Here is a 16,258-nt window from a genome sequence, read left to right as displayed (position 1 = left end):
GTGTAGGGACGCCCTAGAACCCTGCACTCAGGTGTTGCCGCAGGTGCTCGATGAGGAGCTTGAGCGGCCGCGGCGTCGTGCTGCTCCAGGGGTGGATCGCATAGATCGCATCGCCGAAGAAGCCGACCGGCTTCCAGTCCGACAGCACCTCGACCAGCGCGCCGCTGCGCAGGGCCGGGCCGGCGCTGAAGTCAGGGAGGAGCGCCAGTCCCAGGCCGGCCAGTGCCGCATCGCGCAGGATTTCGCTGTTGCCGGCGCGCAAGGGGCCCTGAACGGGAACGCGCAGGCGCTGGCCGCGCTTCTCGAACAGCCATTGCGCCGGGCCGGGGCGCAGATAGGGCAGGCAGGCATGGCTCGCCAGTTCCTCGGGGTGCCGTGGCTCGCCATGGGCCGCCAGGTAGGCGGGTGCGGCGAGCAAGAGGGCACGCGAGCTGCAGAGCTTCACCGCCACATGCGAATCCGGCGGGCTGCTGGTGTGGCGTACCGCCAGGTCAAAGCCTTCTTGCGCCAATGGCTGCAGCCGGTCGCTCAGGTCCAGCTCGATGCGGATTTCCGGGTAGCGCTGGAAGAAGCTGGCCAAGAGTGGCGCCACATGCTGGCGGCCCAGCGCCACTGGCGCCGTCACTCGCAAAAGGCCGCGCGGCTGGCCCACCGCATCGCGCGTGACGCCCAGCGTGCGGGTGATGTGGGCAAAGCTCGCCTCGGTCTGCTCGACCAGCTCCCGCCCGGCCTCCGAGAGGCGCACCGCGCGCGTGGTGCGGTGCACCAGCTGCTGGCCCAGGGCCTTCTCCAGCTCGGCAATGCGCTGGCTCACCGCCGCCTTTGAAAGCCCCAGTCGCTGCGCCGCCTTGGTGAAGCTGCCCAGTTGCGAGATCACCGTCAGCGCATGCATCTGCCCCCACAGCAGTTCATGTCGCAGTTCGCTCGGTTTTGTCGTGGCCATTGTTCATATTAACGAACAATCAAATCGCCGAAAGCGGATTGGCAGTTGCGGTCGTCATTCCTAGACTTGGCTCATCTCCAGGAGACAAGAATGACCTCAGCTTTCAGCGGCAGCGCAGCCGTCACCCACTTCATCAACGGCACCGCCGTGCCCGCCACTTCAGGCCGCAGCCAGGCCGTCTACAACCCGACGACGGGCGCCGTGGCGCGCCAGCTGCAGCTCGCCAGCGTGCAAGACGTGGACCTGGCCGTGGCCTCTGCCCAGGCTGCCTTCCCGGCATGGGCAGATTCGCCGCCCTTGCGCCGCGCGCGGGTGATGTTCAAGTTTCTGGAGCTGCTGAACAAGCACCGCGACGACATCGCAGCGATGATCACGGCCGAGCATGGCAAGGTCTTCACCGACGCGCAGGGGGAGGTGACGCGCGGCATCGACGTCGTCGAATTTGCCTGCGGCATCCCGCAGCTCCTGAAGGGCGACTACACCGAGCAGGTGTCCACCGGCATCGACAACTGGACGATGCGCCAGCCCTTGGGCGTGGTCGCCGGCATCACGCCATTCAACTTCCCCTTCATGGTGCCAATGTGGATGGCGCCGCTGGCCATTGCCACCGGCAACTGCTTCATCCTGAAGCCGAGCGAACGCGACCCTTCGCCCAGCCTCTTCATCGCCGAGCTGCTCAAGCAGGCCGGCCTGCCGGACGGCGTGTTCAACGTGGTGCAGGGCGACAAGGTGGCGGTCGATGCGCTCCTGAATCATCCGGATGTGAAGGCGCTGTCCTTCGTCGGCTCCACGCCGATTGCCCAGTACATCTACGAGACCGGCGCCAGGAACGGCAAGCGCGTGCAGGCCCTGGGCGGCGCCAAGAACCACATGGTGGTGATGCCGGACGCCGACATTGATCAAGCCGTCGATGCGCTCATCGGCGCGGCTTACGGCTCGGCCGGCGAGCGCTGCATGGCGATCTCGGTGGCCGTGCTGGTTGGCGACGCGGCCGACAAGATCATTCCGAAGCTGGCCGAACGCGCCCGCACGCTGAAGATCAAGAACGGCATGGCACTCGATGCCGAGATGGGCCCCATCGTCACGCGGGAAGCGCGCGACCGCATCGAGAACTACATCGGCATCGGCGTCGAGGAGGGTGCCACGCTGGTGGTCGATGGCCGCGGCCACAAGGTGGCGGGTCTGGAAAACGGCTTCTTCACCGGCGGCACGCTGTTCGACAACGTCAAGCCGACCATGCGCATCTACAAGGAAGAGATCTTCGGCCCGGTGCTGGCCTGCGTGCGTGCGCACGACTTCGCTGAAGCCGTGCAGCTCGTGAATGATCACGAGTACGGCAACGGCGTGGCCTGCTTCACCAGCGACGGCAATGTGGCACGTGAATTTGCACGTCGAATCCAGGTCGGCATGGTGGGCATCAATGTGCCGATTCCGGTGCCCATGGCCTGGCAGGGCTTTGGCGGCTGGAAGCGCAGCCTGTTCGGCGACATGCATGCCTACGGTGAAGAAGGCGTGCGCTTCTACACCAAGCAGAAGAGCGTGATGCAGCGCTGGCCGGCCAGCATCGGCAAGGGCGCCGAGTTCGTCATGCCTACCAGCCGCTGACGCGCCAGTCGTTGCAGACCAACAGCCCCGTTTCTGCGGGGCTTGCACGGGGCATGACTTCCGCTACGCTGACGGGCCCATGCAGTACGCCACGCCACAGGATCCCGCCGTACCCGCCGCCGCCTCGCTGCCCGAGCTGATTGCGCAGGCCCGTGCCGCGCAGACGGCCTCGCGGCTGGAAGTCGGGCTCAACCTGGCCGGGCAGGCCTGGGCCCTGGGCCTGAGTCAAGGCCAGGTCAGCGAGCAGATCGAGGCCGGCCGGCTGCGCTGCTTCTTCCTCATGCGCCGCGGCCAGCTGGCCGACATGCTCGCCGCTGTCGAGCAGTTGCTGCCCCTGATGCGTGCCGGCGGCGCCAGCCCCGGCCTGTGTGAAGTCTTGCGCTGGACCGCCCTGGCCGCTGCCGATCAGGGGGAATTCGAAACTGCCCTGGCCGCCGCACAGGAAGCCGGTGCCGCTGCCAAGGAACTCGCGGATCTGCGCCTCGAGTCGGTGGCCCTGAACGCCTTGGGCATGGTGTTCGAGCGCATGGGCGACCCCTGGCAGGCCGAGCGCCTGATGAACGAAGCCGCCGCCCTGGTGCGCGAGCAGGCCACGCCCTTCGAGCAGGTGGTGGCGCTGAACAATCTCTGGACCGTGGCCATGGGCCGCTTTCAGCTGCTGCGCGATACCGGCCGCGAGGCCGAGTCGCAGCAGTCCCTGCAACGCGCCTTGCAGCTCGGCCGCCAGGTGCGGCCGCATCTGCGCGAGCTGGGCGACCCCTATGCCGTCGCGCTCGGCGACAGCCATCTCGGCGAGACCCTCCTGCATCTGCGCCAGCTGGACGAAGCCGGCGTGTTTCTCGACAGCGCCCAGCGCTGCTGCCAGGAGCATGGTTTCCTCGCGCTGGCCGGCCGGGTCGGCTGCCTGCGTGCCGAGCTGGCCCAGGCCCGCGGCCATGCCGATGCGGCCTATGCGGCGCTGGGCCGGCTCCTGCATGAGATGGTCGGCCAGTCCAATCTCGCCGAGCAGCGCCGGCTGCACGGCACCGCCTACCGATGCGCCAGGCAGTTGGGGCTGAACGAAGCGGCGCTGCGCCATCTGGAAGCGCTCACTCTCCTGGAGCGACGTCGCGCCAGCGCGCAGCTGATCGCCCAGTCCCGCTATGTGGCCAGCCGCATCGAGGCGCAACGGCCGCGTGCCGGTGAAGCCGCGCGCGCGCCCGAGGATACCGACGTGCTGCGCGACCCGCTCACCGGCCTGGGCAACCGCCGCCTGATGGAGCAACGCCTGCCCGAGCTGGTGGCCGAGGCCCAGGCGCGCGGCACGCCGCTCACGCTCGCGCTGGTCGACCTGGACCATTTCAGCGCCATCAATGCCCAGCACGGCGCCGCGGTCGGAGACCGCGTGCTGCAGGCCCTGGCCGGCATGCTGCAGGACAACACCCGCGGCAGCGACCTGCTGCTGCGCTACGGCGGCGAGGAATTCCTCGTGGTCCTGCCCGACACCGTGCCCGACCGTGCCTTCGAGGTCTGCGAGCGCCTGCGTCAATGCGTGGAGGGCTTTGCCTGGTCGGAGCTGGCGCCGGGCCTTGATGCGACGCTGAGCATCGGCCTGGCCACCGCGCCGCCGCATTCCACTGACCTGCTGGTGGCACGCGCAGAGAGCGCGATGTACCGCGCCAAGCACCTGGGGCGCAATCGCGTGGCACTGGCCTGAGGTGGCGACGGCCCCGCCTGCCGATCCACTCGCCGATCAGTCCGCTTCCACCCGGTTGCGGCCCGCCTCCTTGGCCCGGTAGAGCGCTGCGTCGGCGCGCTGCATCAGCGCATCGGCATCGTCGTGCGGCGCCTGAGCCACCGCGACACCGAAGCTGGCCGTCATCGGCCATGGCTGGCCCTGCCAGAGCAGAGGATGCGCTTGCAGCGTGGCACGCATGCGCTCTGCGGCAAGCAGGGCACCTGCCTGGTCGCTCAGCGGCAGCAGCACGCCGAACTCCTCGCCGCCCAGGCGGCCCAGGCGGTCGGCTTCGCGCAGGCAGCCTTGCAGCTGCTGCACGAGATGCTTCAAGGCTGCGTCGCCGGCTGCGTGGCCCAGCGTGTCGTTGATGCGCTTGAAATGATCGACGTCCAGCATCACCAGCGCATGGCCCTGGCCGCGAGCCAGCTGTGCCTGCTCGCGCGACAGCAAGGCACCGAAAGCGCGGCGGTTCAACGCATCGGTCAGCGCATCGCGCTCGGTCAGGCGGCGGATGCGCAGTATCAAGCGCATCAGCACCATGAAGGCCAGTGTCGCGTTCAGCACCAGGCCCATCAGCAGCACCGCCCACAGCCAGGCGACATTGCCCACGCTGGCGTCACGGATGCGTGCACCGGAACCCTGCAGCAGCAGGGCCAGGCGCAGCAGCAGCAGGGCGGTGACAAGGATCAGCGGGCTGCACAGGCCCAGCGCCAAGGCGAGCTTGAGCCGTCGGCGCAGGTGGCGCCAGGTCTCGAAGCTGGTGAAGCCCATCAACAGGCTCAAGCAGCTGAAGTTGATGACGGGCATCCAGTCGCTGTCCGGCGGCATCGGCGCCAGCAGCAGGCCCGCTACGGCCAGCAGCGCCAAGGTCGGCCACCAGGAGGGCGCCGCACCGATGGCCGTCGGAATGGACTGGCGCAGGAGCGCAAAGCTGCTGATCGCCATCATGTTGGCACCCCAGTAGCTCAGTCCGTCCCAGGCGATGCCGCGCAAGGCATTGCAGCCCAGCGATGCGGCCAGAAGCGCATTGGCCAAGGCCAGCAGCAGCACCGTGCGCTGCCCGATGACGAGCACCTGGCTCAAGCCCGCCCAGACCAGGGCGGCAGTCAGCAGGAACAGCATATTGGCTGCCAACAGCGTGAGCGGCACGGTCTCCAGCATCAGGCCGACCCTCCTGCGGCGGCTTCTTCCCCTGGCGCTTCCCGTTCGCCGTCTCCTTCCACGCAGACCCGGTTGCGGCCCAGCGACTTGGCCCGGTACAGCAATTGATCGGCCAGCACCAGCACGGCTTCGGGCCGCAATTCACCAGGCCGCGCCTGCGCCACGCCGAAACTGGCGCTGAGCGCGATATCGCCGATCGTGCCTGGGCAGGGCCGGTTTTCCAGACGGGCACGCAGTCGCTCGGCGATGCCGGCCGCCTCCGGCAACTGCGTGTGTGGCAGCAGCACGCAAAATTCCTCGCCACCCAGGCGGCCCAGCACGTCCGCCGGGCGCAACTCCTGGTGCAGCTCGCGCACCAGATGGACCAGCGCCGCATCGCCGCCGGCATGGCCGTGGCGATCATTGATGGACTTGAAATGATCGATGTCCAGGAGCACCGCGCAGAAGGGATGGCCGCGCTGCACCAAGGCCTGCAGACGCTGCAGCTCGCGCATCAGCGCGCGGCGGTTCAGGGCGCAAGTCAGCGGGTCCTCCAGCGAGAGCTGTGAGATCCGCCCGACCAGCCGGTCCAGGACCAGCGCCATCAGGCTGACCGCGCTCGCCAGGCTCAGGAGCAGCCAGAGCCAGATCGTCAGCGGCGAGATGCTGGTCGAGTCAGCGTCCCAGAAGGGCCGCGAGCCGCGCCACGCGAGCGCGGCGGCGATGGCCAGATAGGGCAGAGCGAGCAGCCAGCGCAGGCTGGTTCTCAGCAGCGGCCGCGCGCCGATGCGCACGTCGTGCCAGGTCAGCAGCGCGAGCAGGGCCATCGCGGCAGAGCCACCCACCTGCAGCAGGACAGGCTGGTCTCGCAGCGCCAGCACGAGCAGGGTGCCCGCCCCGACGATGAGGGCCACGTCGGTCCACCAGAAGCGCAGCCGCAGCAACTGGCGCACGCCCAGGCACATCAGGGCCAGGGTCAGCAGCGCGAACAAGTCGGGCAGCGCGGGCCAGGCGTGCAGCGGCCAATCGACGCGGCATTCATGACAGCGCAGTGCACCCAGCCTGGCCAGGTGGGCGCCCGCCAGCAGCCAGCTGGCGCGCGGCGCCACGCGGAACACGCTGCCCAGCAAAGCCCAGGACAAGGCGGCCATGCCGTTGAACAAGGCATTGACCAGCAACAGGGTGGTGGCGTCGAAGAACTGCATTCCGTTCGATCAGGGTGCGAGCCATCATCGCGCAGGCCCGTGCGCTGACACAATGCCTCCATGCACAGGATTGCCCTCATCACCGGCGCGAGCCGAGGCATCGGCGCTGCCATTGCGCGGCGAGCTGCAAGCGCCGGCTATGGGCTTGCACTCAACTATGCGCGCGATGCGGCCGCTGCTGAAAGCCTGGCCGCCGAATTGCGTGCCGGCGGCAGTCGCGTCGTCACGCTGCAGGCCGATGTCGCCGACGAGGGGCAGGTCTTGCACATGTTCGAGCGCATCGACGCCGAGCTCGGCCCGCTCTCAGCCCTGGTCAACAACGCCGGCATCGTGGTGCCGGGCGCCCGGTTGGTGGACATGGACCTGGCCCGTTGGCAGCGCCTGTTCGAGGTCAATGTGTTCGGCGCCCTCTTGTGCAGCCGCGAGGCGGCCAGGCGCATGAGCACGGCCCGTGGCGGCCGCGGCGGCGCCATCGTCAACATCTCGTCGCGCGCCGCGCAGCTCGGCTCGCCCGGGCTCTACGTGGACTACGCCGCCAGCAAAGGCGCGCTCGACAGCCTCACTGTGGGCCTGGGCCGCGAGCTGATCGAAGAGGGCATACGGGTCAACGGCGTGCGGCCCGGCATCATCGAAACCGAGATCCACCAGACCAGCGGCTTCGACGACGCGAAACTGCAAGCCGCCGCTGCGCAGATACCGATCCGCCGGCTCGGCCGTGCCGAAGAAGTGGCCGAGGCGGTGCTGTGGCTGATGTCCGATGCGGCGAGCTATACGGTCGGCGCCACACTGGACGTGGCGGGCGGCCGCTGAGCTTTGCTTGCAGCTACTTGCGCTCGACGATCTTCGCCGGCTCCTTCAAGAGCAAGTTGAAACGCGCGGCGGCCTCTTCGGCTTCCGCTCGCGAGCCATAGGGGCCCGCCATCAACTGGTGCTGCCCGCCTTGCTTGAAGACCGTCAAGAGTGGTGCCAGCGCCGGCTCGTCACCCACCAGCAGGCTGCGGAAGGCTTCCGCGCCATCGAGCAGCTTGAAGCTGCCGAGCTGCAGCCAGATCCTGCCGCTGCTGCTGGCGGCAGTGTTCAGCGACTCGCGCTGCGGCGCGCCCACAGGCTCCTGCGCCACATAGACCGGTGGCGGTTCCTTGGCATCGCGCTTCCATGCGCCGCTGCGGATCTGCTCGGCCGTCAGCCGCTCCACCTCCACCGGCGCCACGCCGCGCAGCAGGTCGAGCTTCAGGGCCGCGGTGTAGCTGAGGTCGATCACACGCCCCGGATGGAAGGGGCCGCGGTCGTTGATGCGCACGACCACCTCGCGGCCATTGGCCGGGTTGCGCACCCGCGCATAGCTGGGGATGGGCATGGTCGCGTGGGCCGCCGTCATCGCATACATGTTGTAGACCTCGCCATTGGCGGTCGGCCGGCCATGGAACTTCTTGCCATACCAGGAGGCCAGGCCGCGCTGCACCAGGGGCTTGTCCTCGACGAAGGGCTGGTAGCGAACGCCCTCGATCTCGTAGGGCTTGTTGGGACCGGAGAGGCGCACCAGCTCGACCTTGGGCACTGCGTCCGGCACCGTCATCAGATTGCTGGGTGGGTTGGCTTCCGGTCCGTCGCGGCCCGTCGCTGGCGTGTTCGACACCGGCGTCGGCGCACGCGTGGCGCAGCCGCCGAGAACGGCCAGCAGGGCGAGCGAGCAAAGAAGGGCGACGAGTCGGCGCATCGGGCGCGATGGTAGCCTCTCGGGCATGAGCGATTACATCTTCCCGCCAGCCTCCCAGGCTTCGGTGGCCGTGCGTGGCCGAGGCGAGCGCTACGCCGTCTCCCGCATCTTCTGCGTCGGCCGCAACTACGCGGCCCATGCCCGCGAGATGGGCTCCGACCCGGACCGCGAGCCGCCGTTCTTCTTCTGCAAGCCCGCCAGCGCGCTGTTCCCGTCTGGCGGCACGGTGGCCTATCCGCCGGGCACTCGCAATTTCCACTACGAGATGGAGCTGGTCATCGCCTTGGGCGCGCCGGTGTTCAAGGTCGGCGCCGAAGAGGCGAAGGCGGCCCTCTGGGGCTATGCGGCGGGCCTGGACATGACGCGGCGCGACCTGCAGAACGAGGCCAAGGCGACCGGGCGTCCCTGGGACTTCGGCAAGGCCTTCGAACAATCGGCGGTCATCAGCGAGCTCGTGCCCGCGGCCGGGATCGGCCACCCTATGGCGGGTGCCATCATGCTGTCGGTGAACGGGGAGGAACGGCAGCGCGGCGACCTGTCGGACATGATCTGGAACTCCGCCGAGATCGTGGCCAATCTCTCGCAGTACTACCACCTGGGCCCGGGCGACCTGATCTACACCGGGACGCCCGAAGGCGTGGGTCCGGTCAAGCCGGGCGACCAGCTGCAAGGCCTGATCGAAGGCGTGGCCGCGCTCACGCTGACAATTGGCGAACCCGAATAAGCAAGAAGAAGAACCCCATGTTCGATCACAACGAAACCCTGGACGAAGCGCGGCAGCGCAATATCCGCGAGGCCTTGTTCGAGGACATCGGCGTCTGCGACTGGACCGCGCAGCTGGTGCCGGCCGGCCGCCGCGTGCGCGCCCACGTGAGGGTGCGCGAGAACGCCGTGCTCTGCGGCCGCGAATGGTTTGACGGCGTGTTCGCCGCGATGGACGGCACGGCCCGCATCGACTGGCAATACGCGGAGGGCGCTGACATGGCGGCCGACAGCATCGTGTGCCGCATCGAGGCGGACGGCCGCGCGCTCTTGTCGGCCGAGCGGCCCGCCCTGAACTTCCTGCAGCTGATGTCGGCCACCGCGAGCCTCACGCGAGCGCATGCCCGCGCCATCGAGGGCGCCAGCCCCAACCCGCGCGGCTGCGCCGTGCTCGACACCCGCAAGACCATCCCGGGCTTGCGCCTGGCGCAGAAGTACGCGGTGCGGGTCGGCGGCGGTGCCAACCAGCGCCTGGCGCTGTACGACGGCATCCTGATCAAGGAGAACCACATCGCCGCGGCCGGTGGCGTGGGCGCCGCCTTGCGGGCGGCGCAGGCCATGAACGCGAACGTCGGCATCCAGGTCGAGGTCGAATCGATTGCCGAGCTGCGCGAAGCGCTCGATGCCGGTGCGGTCAGCGTGCTGCTGGACAACTTCAGCGAAGCGGCAATGCGCGAGGCCGTGGCCTTGAACGCCGCGAAGGGGAATCAGGCGCTGCTCGAAGTCTCCGGTGGGGTGGCAATCGACCAGCTGCGCTGGATTGCCGCCACCGGTGTTGATCGCATCTCCATAGGCCGTCTCACTAAGGACGTGAAAGCCGTGGACTATTCGATGCGCGTGGAAAATCCGGTCTGATGAGCCCTGCGCCGCGCAGCTTCAGCGACCTTCCAGCACCGGCCGGACTGCCACTGCTGGGCCAGATCTTCCAGGTGCGGCCGGCCCGCATGCATCAGCAGCTGGAGCAATGGGCGCGCGAGCTGGGGCCGTTCTACCGCGTGCACCTGGGGCGGCAGAAGTTGCTGGTGGTGGGCGACCACCAGGCCGTGGCCCAAGTGTTGAAGGACAGGCCCGAGGGCTTCCGGCGCACGCCCAGGCTGCAGCAACTCTGGACCGAGCTGGGCCTGCCCATCGGCCTGTTTGGCGCCAACGGCGATGTCTGGAAGCGCCAACGTCGCATGGTGATGGCTGGTTTCGACCCCGCCCACATACGCGGTTATTTTCCGAGCATGCAGGGCGTCAGTGATCGGCTTGGCGGGCGCTGGCGCAAAGCGGCGCACGGCGGCCAGATGATCGACCTGCAGTCGGACCTGATGCGCTACACGGTCGACACCATTGCCGGCCTGGCCTTTGGTGCCGAGGTCAACACCCTGGAGTCGGATGCGGACCGCATCCAGCAGCATCTGGACAAGCTGTTTCCTGCGGTGTTCGACCGGCTCCTGAAGCCCTTGCCGACCTGGCGCTGGTGGCCGAGCCAGGCCGACCGCGAGCTGGCGGCCAGCATCGTCGAGATCAAGTCCGCCGTGGCCGGCTTCATCGCGCTGGCGCGGCAGCGTTTGCTTGATCAGCCCGAGCTGCGCGAGCATCCCCGCAACCTGCTCGAGGCCATGATCGTGGCCGCCGACCAGCCCGACAGCGGTATCGACGACGAGCAGGTGGCGGGCAATGTGCTGACCATGCTCCTGGCCGGCGAAGACACGACGGCCAATACCCTGGCCTGGATGATCGACCTGCTGTGGCGCCATCCGGCTGCTCTGCAGAAGGCCACGGACGAAGTGCGCGCCGCGCTGGCCGCGCCAGGTGGCCTGAGCAGCATCGACAGCTACGCAGGCCTTGATTTCCTCGACGCCTGCACGCAAGAGACAATGCGCTTGAAGCCGGTCGCGCCGGTCCTGCCGTTCCAGGCGCTGCGCGACACGGTGATTGGTGATGTGCAGGTCAAGGCCGGCACCCTGATCGTCTGCCTGATGCGCCGCGACAGCGTGAGCGCGAGTCACGTGGAGCGCGCCGATGCATTCGAGCCGGAGCGCTGGCTCAGCGAGGGCGCGGGCACCGTGCATTCGGCCAAGCGCATCAGCATGCCTTTCGGGGCCGGGCCGCGCATCTGCCCGGGGCGCTACCTTGCGCTGCTGGAGATCAAGATGGCGATGGCAGCGCTGCTTGGCAACTTCGACATCGAGGCCCTCAGCACGCCCGACGGCGGCCCGGCGCGCGAGCTCATGGCCTTCACGATGGCGCCGGTCGGCCTGGCAATGAAGTTGCGCGAACGCATCGCGTGACGGCGGCCCCGCTAACATCGCCACTCCCTTCAACAAGGAGTGGCGATGCGTTTTCTGGCTTCCGTTTTGCTGATGATGGCCTGTGCCCAGGCGGCCGCCGATGGCCTGGTCGGCACGCTGGCCGTGGCCCGGCGCGAACCGGTGCTGGGCTGGGAGCTGGAGCTGGGTTACCGCGCGACGCTGGGCCCGCTGTCGCTGAGCCTGATGCCGGTGGGCGGCATCCTTTACCAGAACAGCACACCCGGGCGCTTTCGGTCCGAGCAGCGCGGCAGCGGCACGAATATCGGCTATGCCTGCGTGGACACGCAAAGCGGCCAGACCACCTTTGCCGGCTTCTGCGCCGGTCGGCTCAGCTACGCGGGCAGCGTGTCGGCCGACCTGCGCCTGTTTGGCGATTCGGAGATGGCCCTGCACCTGGGCGGCGGCGTGCGACTGGGTCGCGAGAACGACGGCTTCGGCCTCCTGAGCCTGGTAAGCAATCGCACCGGCGTCGGCCTGCAGGTGCGTGCCGGCCCGAGCTATTGGTCAATAGGTGGCAGCTACCGCTATTGAGGCGTGGCGCAGTGTCCGCCCGCCCTACTTGTTGAACCAGTCCTCGTCCGGCAGCTTCTCGAAGGTCTTGCGCAGGCCTTCACCCCAGCCGCGGCGCAGCTTGTTGAAGTACGGGTCGTCGGCCGTGATGCGATGCGGGTCGGCCGGCGCGAAGCTGTCGGTCTTGTAGAGCAGCATGTCGATGGGCAGGCCCACCGAGAGGTTGCTGCGTATCGTCGAATCGAATGAGATCAGCGTGCACTTGGCCGCTTCCTTCAGCGAGGTCTTCGGCTTGATCACGCGGTCGATGATGGGCTTGCCGTACTTGCTCTCGCCGATCTGGAAGTAGGGCGTGTCCTCGCAGGCCTCGATGAAGTTGCCCTGCGCATAGACATGGAAGAGCCGCGGCGCTTCGCCGCGAATCTGGCCGCCGACGATGAAGTTGCCGCCGAAGTCCACACCCTGGCCCAGCGACTGGGCATCGGCATCGCGGGCCACCACCTCCTTGACCGTGCGGCCCACCAGCTCGGCCACGTCGTACATGCTCGGGCACTTGAACAGGTGTTCTTCCTGTCCTTTCAGGCGCTGTGTGAGGAGGCTGATCACGCTCTGCGTGGTGGCCAGGTTGCCGGCGCTCAGGAGCACGATGAGGCGTTCGCCCGGCTGCTCGAACACGCTCATCTTGCGGAAGGTGGCAATGTGGTCCACGCCCGCATTGGTGCGCGAATCACTGGCGAACAGCAGGCCGGCTTCCAGCCGCATGGCAACGCAATAGGTCATGACGCGATTATCCGCAGGGAATCAGCTGGCCTGCAGGTAGGCGCCGCGGATCGCCTCGCTCAGGGCGGCAGACTCATCCAGAAAGCCGGTCAGCCAGCGGTGCAGGCCTTGCTCGAGGATCTCGTCCACCGAGCCGTATTCCAGGCGCAGGGCCAGCTGCCCGGCGCGCTTCTTGACCACGCGGCCGGCGTCCAGCGCGCCCTGGTTGGCTTCGATCTTCGGGAGGATGGCGACGATCTCGTCGCAGCAGGCGCGCAGGCTCCGGGGCACGTCGGGGCGCAGGATCAGGAGCTCGGTGACGCGGCGGCCCTCCAGGCTGTCGCGGTAGATCGCGTGATAGGCCTCGAAGGCCGAGAGCGAGCGCAAGAGCGCGCTCCAGGCATAGAAGTCGGGCGCGCTGTCGCTGGCCACTTCCACCGGCGCCAAGGTCTCGACCGCCGGTTCGATCAACTGCGATTTCACGTCCAGCAGGCGTGCCGTGTTGTCGGCCCGCTCGATGAAGGTGCCCAGGCGGATGAACATATAGGCGTCGTTGCGCTGCAAGGTGCCGTAGGTGGCGCCGCGGAACAGGTGCGAGCGCTCCTTCACCCAGTCGAAGAAGCTGGAGACGCTCGGGATGCCGCGCTTCGGGAAGCTGCGGCCTTCCAGCCAGGTGCTGTTGATGGCCTCCCACATCTCGGCCGTGATCTGGCCGCGCACCGCATGGGCGTTCTCGCGCGCGGAGCGCAGGCAGCTCAGGACCGAGGCCGGGTTGTCCAGGTCCAGCGCCATGAAGTTGAAGAGATGCTCGGCATCGAGCTGCGGATGCCGCGCGCTGTAGTCCTGCAGGGCGCCGGTCACGGCCAGCGGCGCGGCCAGTTCGGTGCGCGCGCCGTGCGACTGCGGCAGCATCGACAGCGATTGGGTCACGTCGAGCATGCGCACCAGGTTCTCGGCGCGTTCGACATAGCGGCTCATCCAATAGAGCTGGGAGGCGGTGCGAGACAGCATGATCAGGACTCCCGCCGGGCTGCCCCAAGGGAGGCCTGCGCCCCCTCGGGGAGCAGAGAACGAAGTGAACGTGGGGGCTTCATATCAACTTTCCAGAATCCAGGTGTCCTTGGTGCCGCCGCCTTGGCTGCTGTTCACCACCAATGAGCCTTCCTTCAAGGCCACGCGCGTGAGCCCGCCGGCCACCATCGTGATCTCCCGCCCGGTCAACACGAACGGCCGCAGGTCGATATGTCGGGGCGCGATGCCGCTCTCCACGAAGGTGGGGCAGCTCGAGAGGCACAGCGTTGGCTGCGCGATGTAGTTGCTCGGGTTGGCCTTGACGCGCAGCTTGAAGTCCTCGACCTCGGCAGCCGTGGCGGCCGGGCCGACCAGCATGCCGTAGCCGCCGGCGCCATGCACTTCCTTCACCACAAGGTCTTTCATGTGGTTCAAGACATGGTCGAGGTCCGCGCTCTTGCGGCATTGCCAGGTCGGCACGTTGTGCAGGATCGGCTCCTCGCCCAGGTAGAAGCGGATCATGTCCGGCACATAGGGGTAGATGGACTTGTCGTCCGCCACGCCGGTGCCGATGGCGTTCGCCAGGATCAGGTGGCCCTTCTGGTAGACCGAGAGCAGCCCCGGCACGCCCAGCATCGAATCGGCACGGAAGGCCAGCGGGTCGAGGAAGGCGTCGTCGATGCGGCGGTAGATCACGTCCACCCGCTTGGGGCCGACCGTGGTGCGCATGTAGAGCCAGTCGTCCTTGACGAACAGGTCCTGGCCCTCGACCAGCTCCACACCCATCTGCTGCGCCAGGAAGGCATGCTCGAAGTAGGCGGAGTTGAAGGGGCCGGGCGTCAGCACCACGGCGGTCGGGTTCTCCTCAAGGCTGGCATGGCGCAGCGTGTTGAGCAGCAGCGTCGGGTAGTGCGCCACCGGCGCCACCGCATAGCGCGAGAACAGCTCGGGGAAGAGCCGCATCATCATCTTGCGGTTCTCCAGCATGTAGCTCACACCGCTGGGCACGCGCAGGTTGTCTTCCAGCACGTAGTAGCCGCCGTCGGAATGGCGGATCAGGTCCACGCCGGTGATGTGGGCGTAGATGCCATGCGGCAGGTCCAGGCCCTGCATCGCCTGCTGGTACTGCGCGTTGCCGAGCACCTGCTCGGTCGGTATCAGGCCGGCCTTGAGGATTTCATGGTCGTGATAGATGTCCCAGAGAAAGCGGTTCAGCGCCGTGACCCGCTGGCGCAGGCCCTTTTCCAGCATCTGCCATTCCGAGGCCGGCACGATGCGGGGCACCATGTCGAAGGGAATCAGCCGCTCGGCGCCGGCCTCGTCGCCATAGACGGCGAAGGTGATGCCGACCTTGTGGAACAGCAGGTCGGCCTCGGCGCGCTTCTTGGCCAGGGTCTCGGCCGACTGCGCCTGCAGCCAGCTGCCGAAAGCGCCGTAGTGTTGGCGGAGGGCACCACCGGCCTCCAGCATCTCGTCGTAGTGGCCGGCGGGCGGCAGGGTCAGCGCATGCATGGGGAACAACTCCGAAAGGCTCAGATCCATCAATGCAAGGCCCGTGCCTGTTTGATGGCTGATCTGAGCAGCAAGCATGAACCTTGTTGGTGCCGAAAGCCAGTGTGCCTGCATCTGGTGCCTGCCGCGTGTGCCAGCTTGGTGCGCCAGGTCTTGCCTGCGGGGCGTGCGTGCAAAAAAAGAGCCTCGGACCTTGCGGCCCGAGGCTGAATCCATCCTTGGGGGATAGAGGAGACAACTGCAGTTGATGTTGCAGTCGCACATAACGTGCCAGGTCTTGCCTGGCTGGGCGATATTCGCCAGCCGCTGCCTCAAAGCTGCCCTCAGAGTTGCCCTCAGAGTTGCTTGAAGCGGTGCGAATAGGCCGGGCTGACCTCCAGCGACTCGGGCCGGCTCTTCAGCGTGATGCTGAGCTTGCCGCTCAAGGCCCGGCTGACCGACTTGATGGCATGGGCATTGACGATGGTCGAGCGGTGCACCTGCCAGAAGTGCTCGCCGTCCAGTCGCTGGATCAGCTCCTTCAAGGGCACCGAGATCAGGGCCTCGGTGTCGGCAGTGACCACGGCCACGTATTTGTTGTCGGCGCGGAAATAGACCACGTCGTCCACCGTGATCAGTTGCAGCTCGCGGCCGCGCTGCACGGTGATCCAGCGCAAGGCCTCGGTGCCGGCCGGCGCGGCCTGCGCTTTGAGCCCGCCAAGGTCGGCCGGTTGCTGCGGCAGCCGCTCCTTCAGGCGCAGCAGGGTCTTGGCCATGCGCGCCGGGTCCAGCGGCTTCAGGAGGTAGCCGACCGCACCTTCGTCGAAGGCCTGCACCGCATAGCGCTCATGCGCCGTGATGAAGACGACGTGGGCACGGCGGCCAATCAATTGCGCCACCTCAAGGCCGGAGAGCCCGGGCATCTGCACGTCCAGGAAGCAGACCTCGGGCTGCAATTGCTCCACCAGGCGCAAGGCCTCATGGCCGTCGCGAGCGATGGCCACGACCTGGGCCTCGGGCCATTGGCGCAAGAGCTCCTCGCGGATTTCGCTGGCGAGCAGCGCTTCGTCTTCGGCGATCAGGATGCGGGTCATGGCGCGA

Annotated in this window: 15 protein-coding genes; 7 read left to right on the top strand and 8 right to left on the bottom strand. The window is 67.7% G+C overall.

Going from position 1 to position 16,258, the window contains the following annotated elements; translation table 11 throughout:
- Window positions 1-13: 13 nt before the first annotated feature.
- Complete coding sequence (locus V3596_RS10870) at window positions 14-943, bottom strand: LysR family transcriptional regulator (RefSeq protein ID WP_334277745.1); 930 nt, start codon at window positions 941-943, stop codon at window positions 14-16.
- Between the two features lie 90 nt (window positions 944-1,033).
- On the opposite strand from V3596_RS10870, the gene V3596_RS10865 reads away from it, so the two are divergent.
- Window positions 1,034-2,548 carry a CoA-acylating methylmalonate-semialdehyde dehydrogenase gene (locus V3596_RS10865; protein ID WP_334277744.1) on the top strand — a complete coding sequence of 505 codons (1,515 nt, stop codon included), beginning with the start codon at window positions 1,034-1,036 and terminating at the stop codon, window positions 2,546-2,548.
- A 79-nt stretch (window positions 2,549-2,627) separates the two neighbouring features.
- Window positions 2,628-4,244, top strand: coding sequence for a GGDEF domain-containing protein (locus V3596_RS10860; protein WP_334277743.1), 1,617 nt, complete (start codon window positions 2,628-2,630; stop codon window positions 4,242-4,244).
- Between the two features lie 36 nt (window positions 4,245-4,280).
- Here V3596_RS10860 and V3596_RS10855 read toward each other — a convergent pair whose 3' ends face one another.
- The gene (locus V3596_RS10855; RefSeq protein ID WP_334277742.1) at window positions 4,281-5,426 is read right to left on the bottom strand and encodes a GGDEF domain-containing protein; all 1,146 of its coding nucleotides are present in this window, start codon (window positions 5,424-5,426) and stop codon (window positions 4,281-4,283) included.
- A complete protein-coding gene (locus V3596_RS10850; RefSeq protein ID WP_334277741.1) occupies window positions 5,426-6,610 on the bottom strand; it encodes a GGDEF domain-containing protein in 1,185 nt (394 codons plus the stop codon). Before V3596_RS10850 ends, V3596_RS10855 begins: the two co-directional genes overlap by 1 nt.
- Window positions 6,611-6,670: 60 nt before the next feature.
- On the opposite strand from V3596_RS10850, the gene V3596_RS10845 reads away from it, so the two are divergent.
- Entirely contained in the window at window positions 6,671-7,420 is a 750-nt protein-coding gene (locus tag V3596_RS10845) for an SDR family oxidoreductase (protein ID WP_334277740.1), read from the top strand.
- A 13-nt stretch (window positions 7,421-7,433) separates the two neighbouring features.
- On the opposite strand, the gene V3596_RS10840 is transcribed toward V3596_RS10845, so the two are convergent.
- Entirely contained in the window at window positions 7,434-8,327 is an 894-nt protein-coding gene (locus V3596_RS10840; RefSeq protein ID WP_334277739.1) for a septal ring lytic transglycosylase RlpA family protein, read from the bottom strand.
- Window positions 8,328-8,352: 25 nt separating this feature from the next.
- Here V3596_RS10840 and V3596_RS10835 point away from each other — a divergent pair, with 25 nt between their 5' ends.
- Genes V3596_RS10835 through V3596_RS10820 form a run of 4 tightly spaced genes read left to right on the top strand, consistent with a single transcriptional unit; the run spans window position 8,353 to window position 11,917 of the window.
- Window positions 8,353-9,051, top strand: coding sequence for a fumarylacetoacetate hydrolase family protein (locus V3596_RS10835; protein ID WP_334277738.1), 699 nt, complete (start codon window positions 8,353-8,355; stop codon window positions 9,049-9,051).
- A gap of 17 nt (window positions 9,052-9,068) precedes the next feature.
- Window positions 9,069-9,944, top strand: coding sequence for a carboxylating nicotinate-nucleotide diphosphorylase (nadC, locus tag V3596_RS10830; RefSeq protein WP_334277737.1), 876 nt, complete (start codon window positions 9,069-9,071; stop codon window positions 9,942-9,944).
- Complete coding sequence (locus V3596_RS10825) at window positions 9,944-11,365, top strand: cytochrome P450 (protein ID WP_334277736.1); 1,422 nt, start codon at window positions 9,944-9,946, stop codon at window positions 11,363-11,365. Before nadC ends, V3596_RS10825 begins: the two co-directional genes overlap by 1 nt.
- 45 nt (window positions 11,366-11,410) lie before the next feature.
- Entirely contained in the window at window positions 11,411-11,917 is a 507-nt protein-coding gene (locus V3596_RS10820; protein ID WP_334277734.1) for a hypothetical protein, read from the top strand.
- 24 nt (window positions 11,918-11,941) lie between these two features.
- Here the strand turns inward: V3596_RS10820 and V3596_RS10815 are convergent, their stop codons facing one another.
- From V3596_RS10815 to V3596_RS10800, 4 genes are all read right to left on the bottom strand, one after another.
- A complete protein-coding gene (locus tag V3596_RS10815; protein WP_334277733.1) occupies window positions 11,942-12,676 on the bottom strand; it encodes a proteasome-type protease in 735 nt (244 codons plus the stop codon).
- Window positions 12,677-12,697: 21 nt separating this feature from the next.
- Complete coding sequence (locus V3596_RS10810) at window positions 12,698-13,666, bottom strand: alpha-E domain-containing protein (RefSeq protein WP_334277732.1); 969 nt, start codon at window positions 13,664-13,666, stop codon at window positions 12,698-12,700.
- 84 nt (window positions 13,667-13,750) lie between these two features.
- The gene (locus V3596_RS10805; RefSeq protein WP_416383976.1) at window positions 13,751-15,178 is read right to left on the bottom strand and encodes a circularly permuted type 2 ATP-grasp protein; all 1,428 of its coding nucleotides are present in this window, start codon (window positions 15,176-15,178) and stop codon (window positions 13,751-13,753) included.
- A gap of 335 nt (window positions 15,179-15,513) precedes the next feature.
- On the bottom strand, window positions 15,514-16,251 hold the full coding sequence (locus V3596_RS10800; protein ID WP_334277731.1) for a LytR/AlgR family response regulator transcription factor: 738 nt from the start codon (window positions 16,249-16,251) through the stop codon (window positions 15,514-15,516).
- Between the last annotated feature and the right edge of the window lie 7 nt (window positions 16,252-16,258).

The organism is Roseateles microcysteis, assembly GCF_036880965.1.
Classification (GTDB): Bacteria; Pseudomonadota; Gammaproteobacteria; order Burkholderiales; family Burkholderiaceae_C; genus JAUASW01.
Note: the sequence above shows the minus strand (reverse complement) of the source record. Positions and strands in the feature narration are given on the sequence as shown.

What these genes read in the sequence shown, in the direction of transcription:
- V3596_RS10800 (WP_334277731.1), bottom strand. Translation starts at nt 16,251, where the DNA reads ATGACCCGCATCCTGATCGCCGAAGACGAAGCGCTGCTCGCCAGCGAA.
- V3596_RS10810 (WP_334277732.1), bottom strand. Translation starts at nt 13,666, where the DNA reads ATGCTGTCTCGCACCGCCTCCCAGCTCTATTGGATGAGCCGCTATGTC.
- V3596_RS10825 (WP_334277736.1), top strand. Translation starts at nt 9,944, where the DNA reads ATGAGCCCTGCGCCGCGCAGCTTCAGCGACCTTCCAGCACCGGCCGGA.
- V3596_RS10835 (WP_334277738.1), top strand. Translation starts at nt 8,353, where the DNA reads ATGAGCGATTACATCTTCCCGCCAGCCTCCCAGGCTTCGGTGGCCGTG.
- V3596_RS10860 (WP_334277743.1), top strand. Translation starts at nt 2,628, where the DNA reads ATGCAGTACGCCACGCCACAGGATCCCGCCGTACCCGCCGCCGCCTCG.
- V3596_RS10845 (WP_334277740.1), top strand. Translation starts at nt 6,671, where the DNA reads ATGCACAGGATTGCCCTCATCACCGGCGCGAGCCGAGGCATCGGCGCT.
- V3596_RS10805 (WP_416383976.1), bottom strand. Translation starts at nt 15,178, where the DNA reads ATGCATGCGCTGACCCTGCCGCCCGCCGGCCACTACGACGAGATGCTG.
- V3596_RS10870 (WP_334277745.1), bottom strand. Translation starts at nt 943, where the DNA reads ATGGCCACGACAAAACCGAGCGAACTGCGACATGAACTGCTGTGGGGG.
- V3596_RS10850 (WP_334277741.1), bottom strand. Translation starts at nt 6,610, where the DNA reads ATGCAGTTCTTCGACGCCACCACCCTGTTGCTGGTCAATGCCTTGTTC.
- V3596_RS10815 (WP_334277733.1), bottom strand. Translation starts at nt 12,676, where the DNA reads ATGACCTATTGCGTTGCCATGCGGCTGGAAGCCGGCCTGCTGTTCGCC.
- V3596_RS10840 (WP_334277739.1), bottom strand. Translation starts at nt 8,327, where the DNA reads ATGCGCCGACTCGTCGCCCTTCTTTGCTCGCTCGCCCTGCTGGCCGTT.
- nadC (WP_334277737.1), top strand. Translation starts at nt 9,069, where the DNA reads ATGTTCGATCACAACGAAACCCTGGACGAAGCGCGGCAGCGCAATATC.
- V3596_RS10820 (WP_334277734.1), top strand. Translation starts at nt 11,411, where the DNA reads ATGCGTTTTCTGGCTTCCGTTTTGCTGATGATGGCCTGTGCCCAGGCG.
- V3596_RS10865 (WP_334277744.1), top strand. Translation starts at nt 1,034, where the DNA reads ATGACCTCAGCTTTCAGCGGCAGCGCAGCCGTCACCCACTTCATCAAC.
- V3596_RS10855 (WP_334277742.1), bottom strand. Translation starts at nt 5,426, where the DNA reads ATGCTGGAGACCGTGCCGCTCACGCTGTTGGCAGCCAATATGCTGTTC.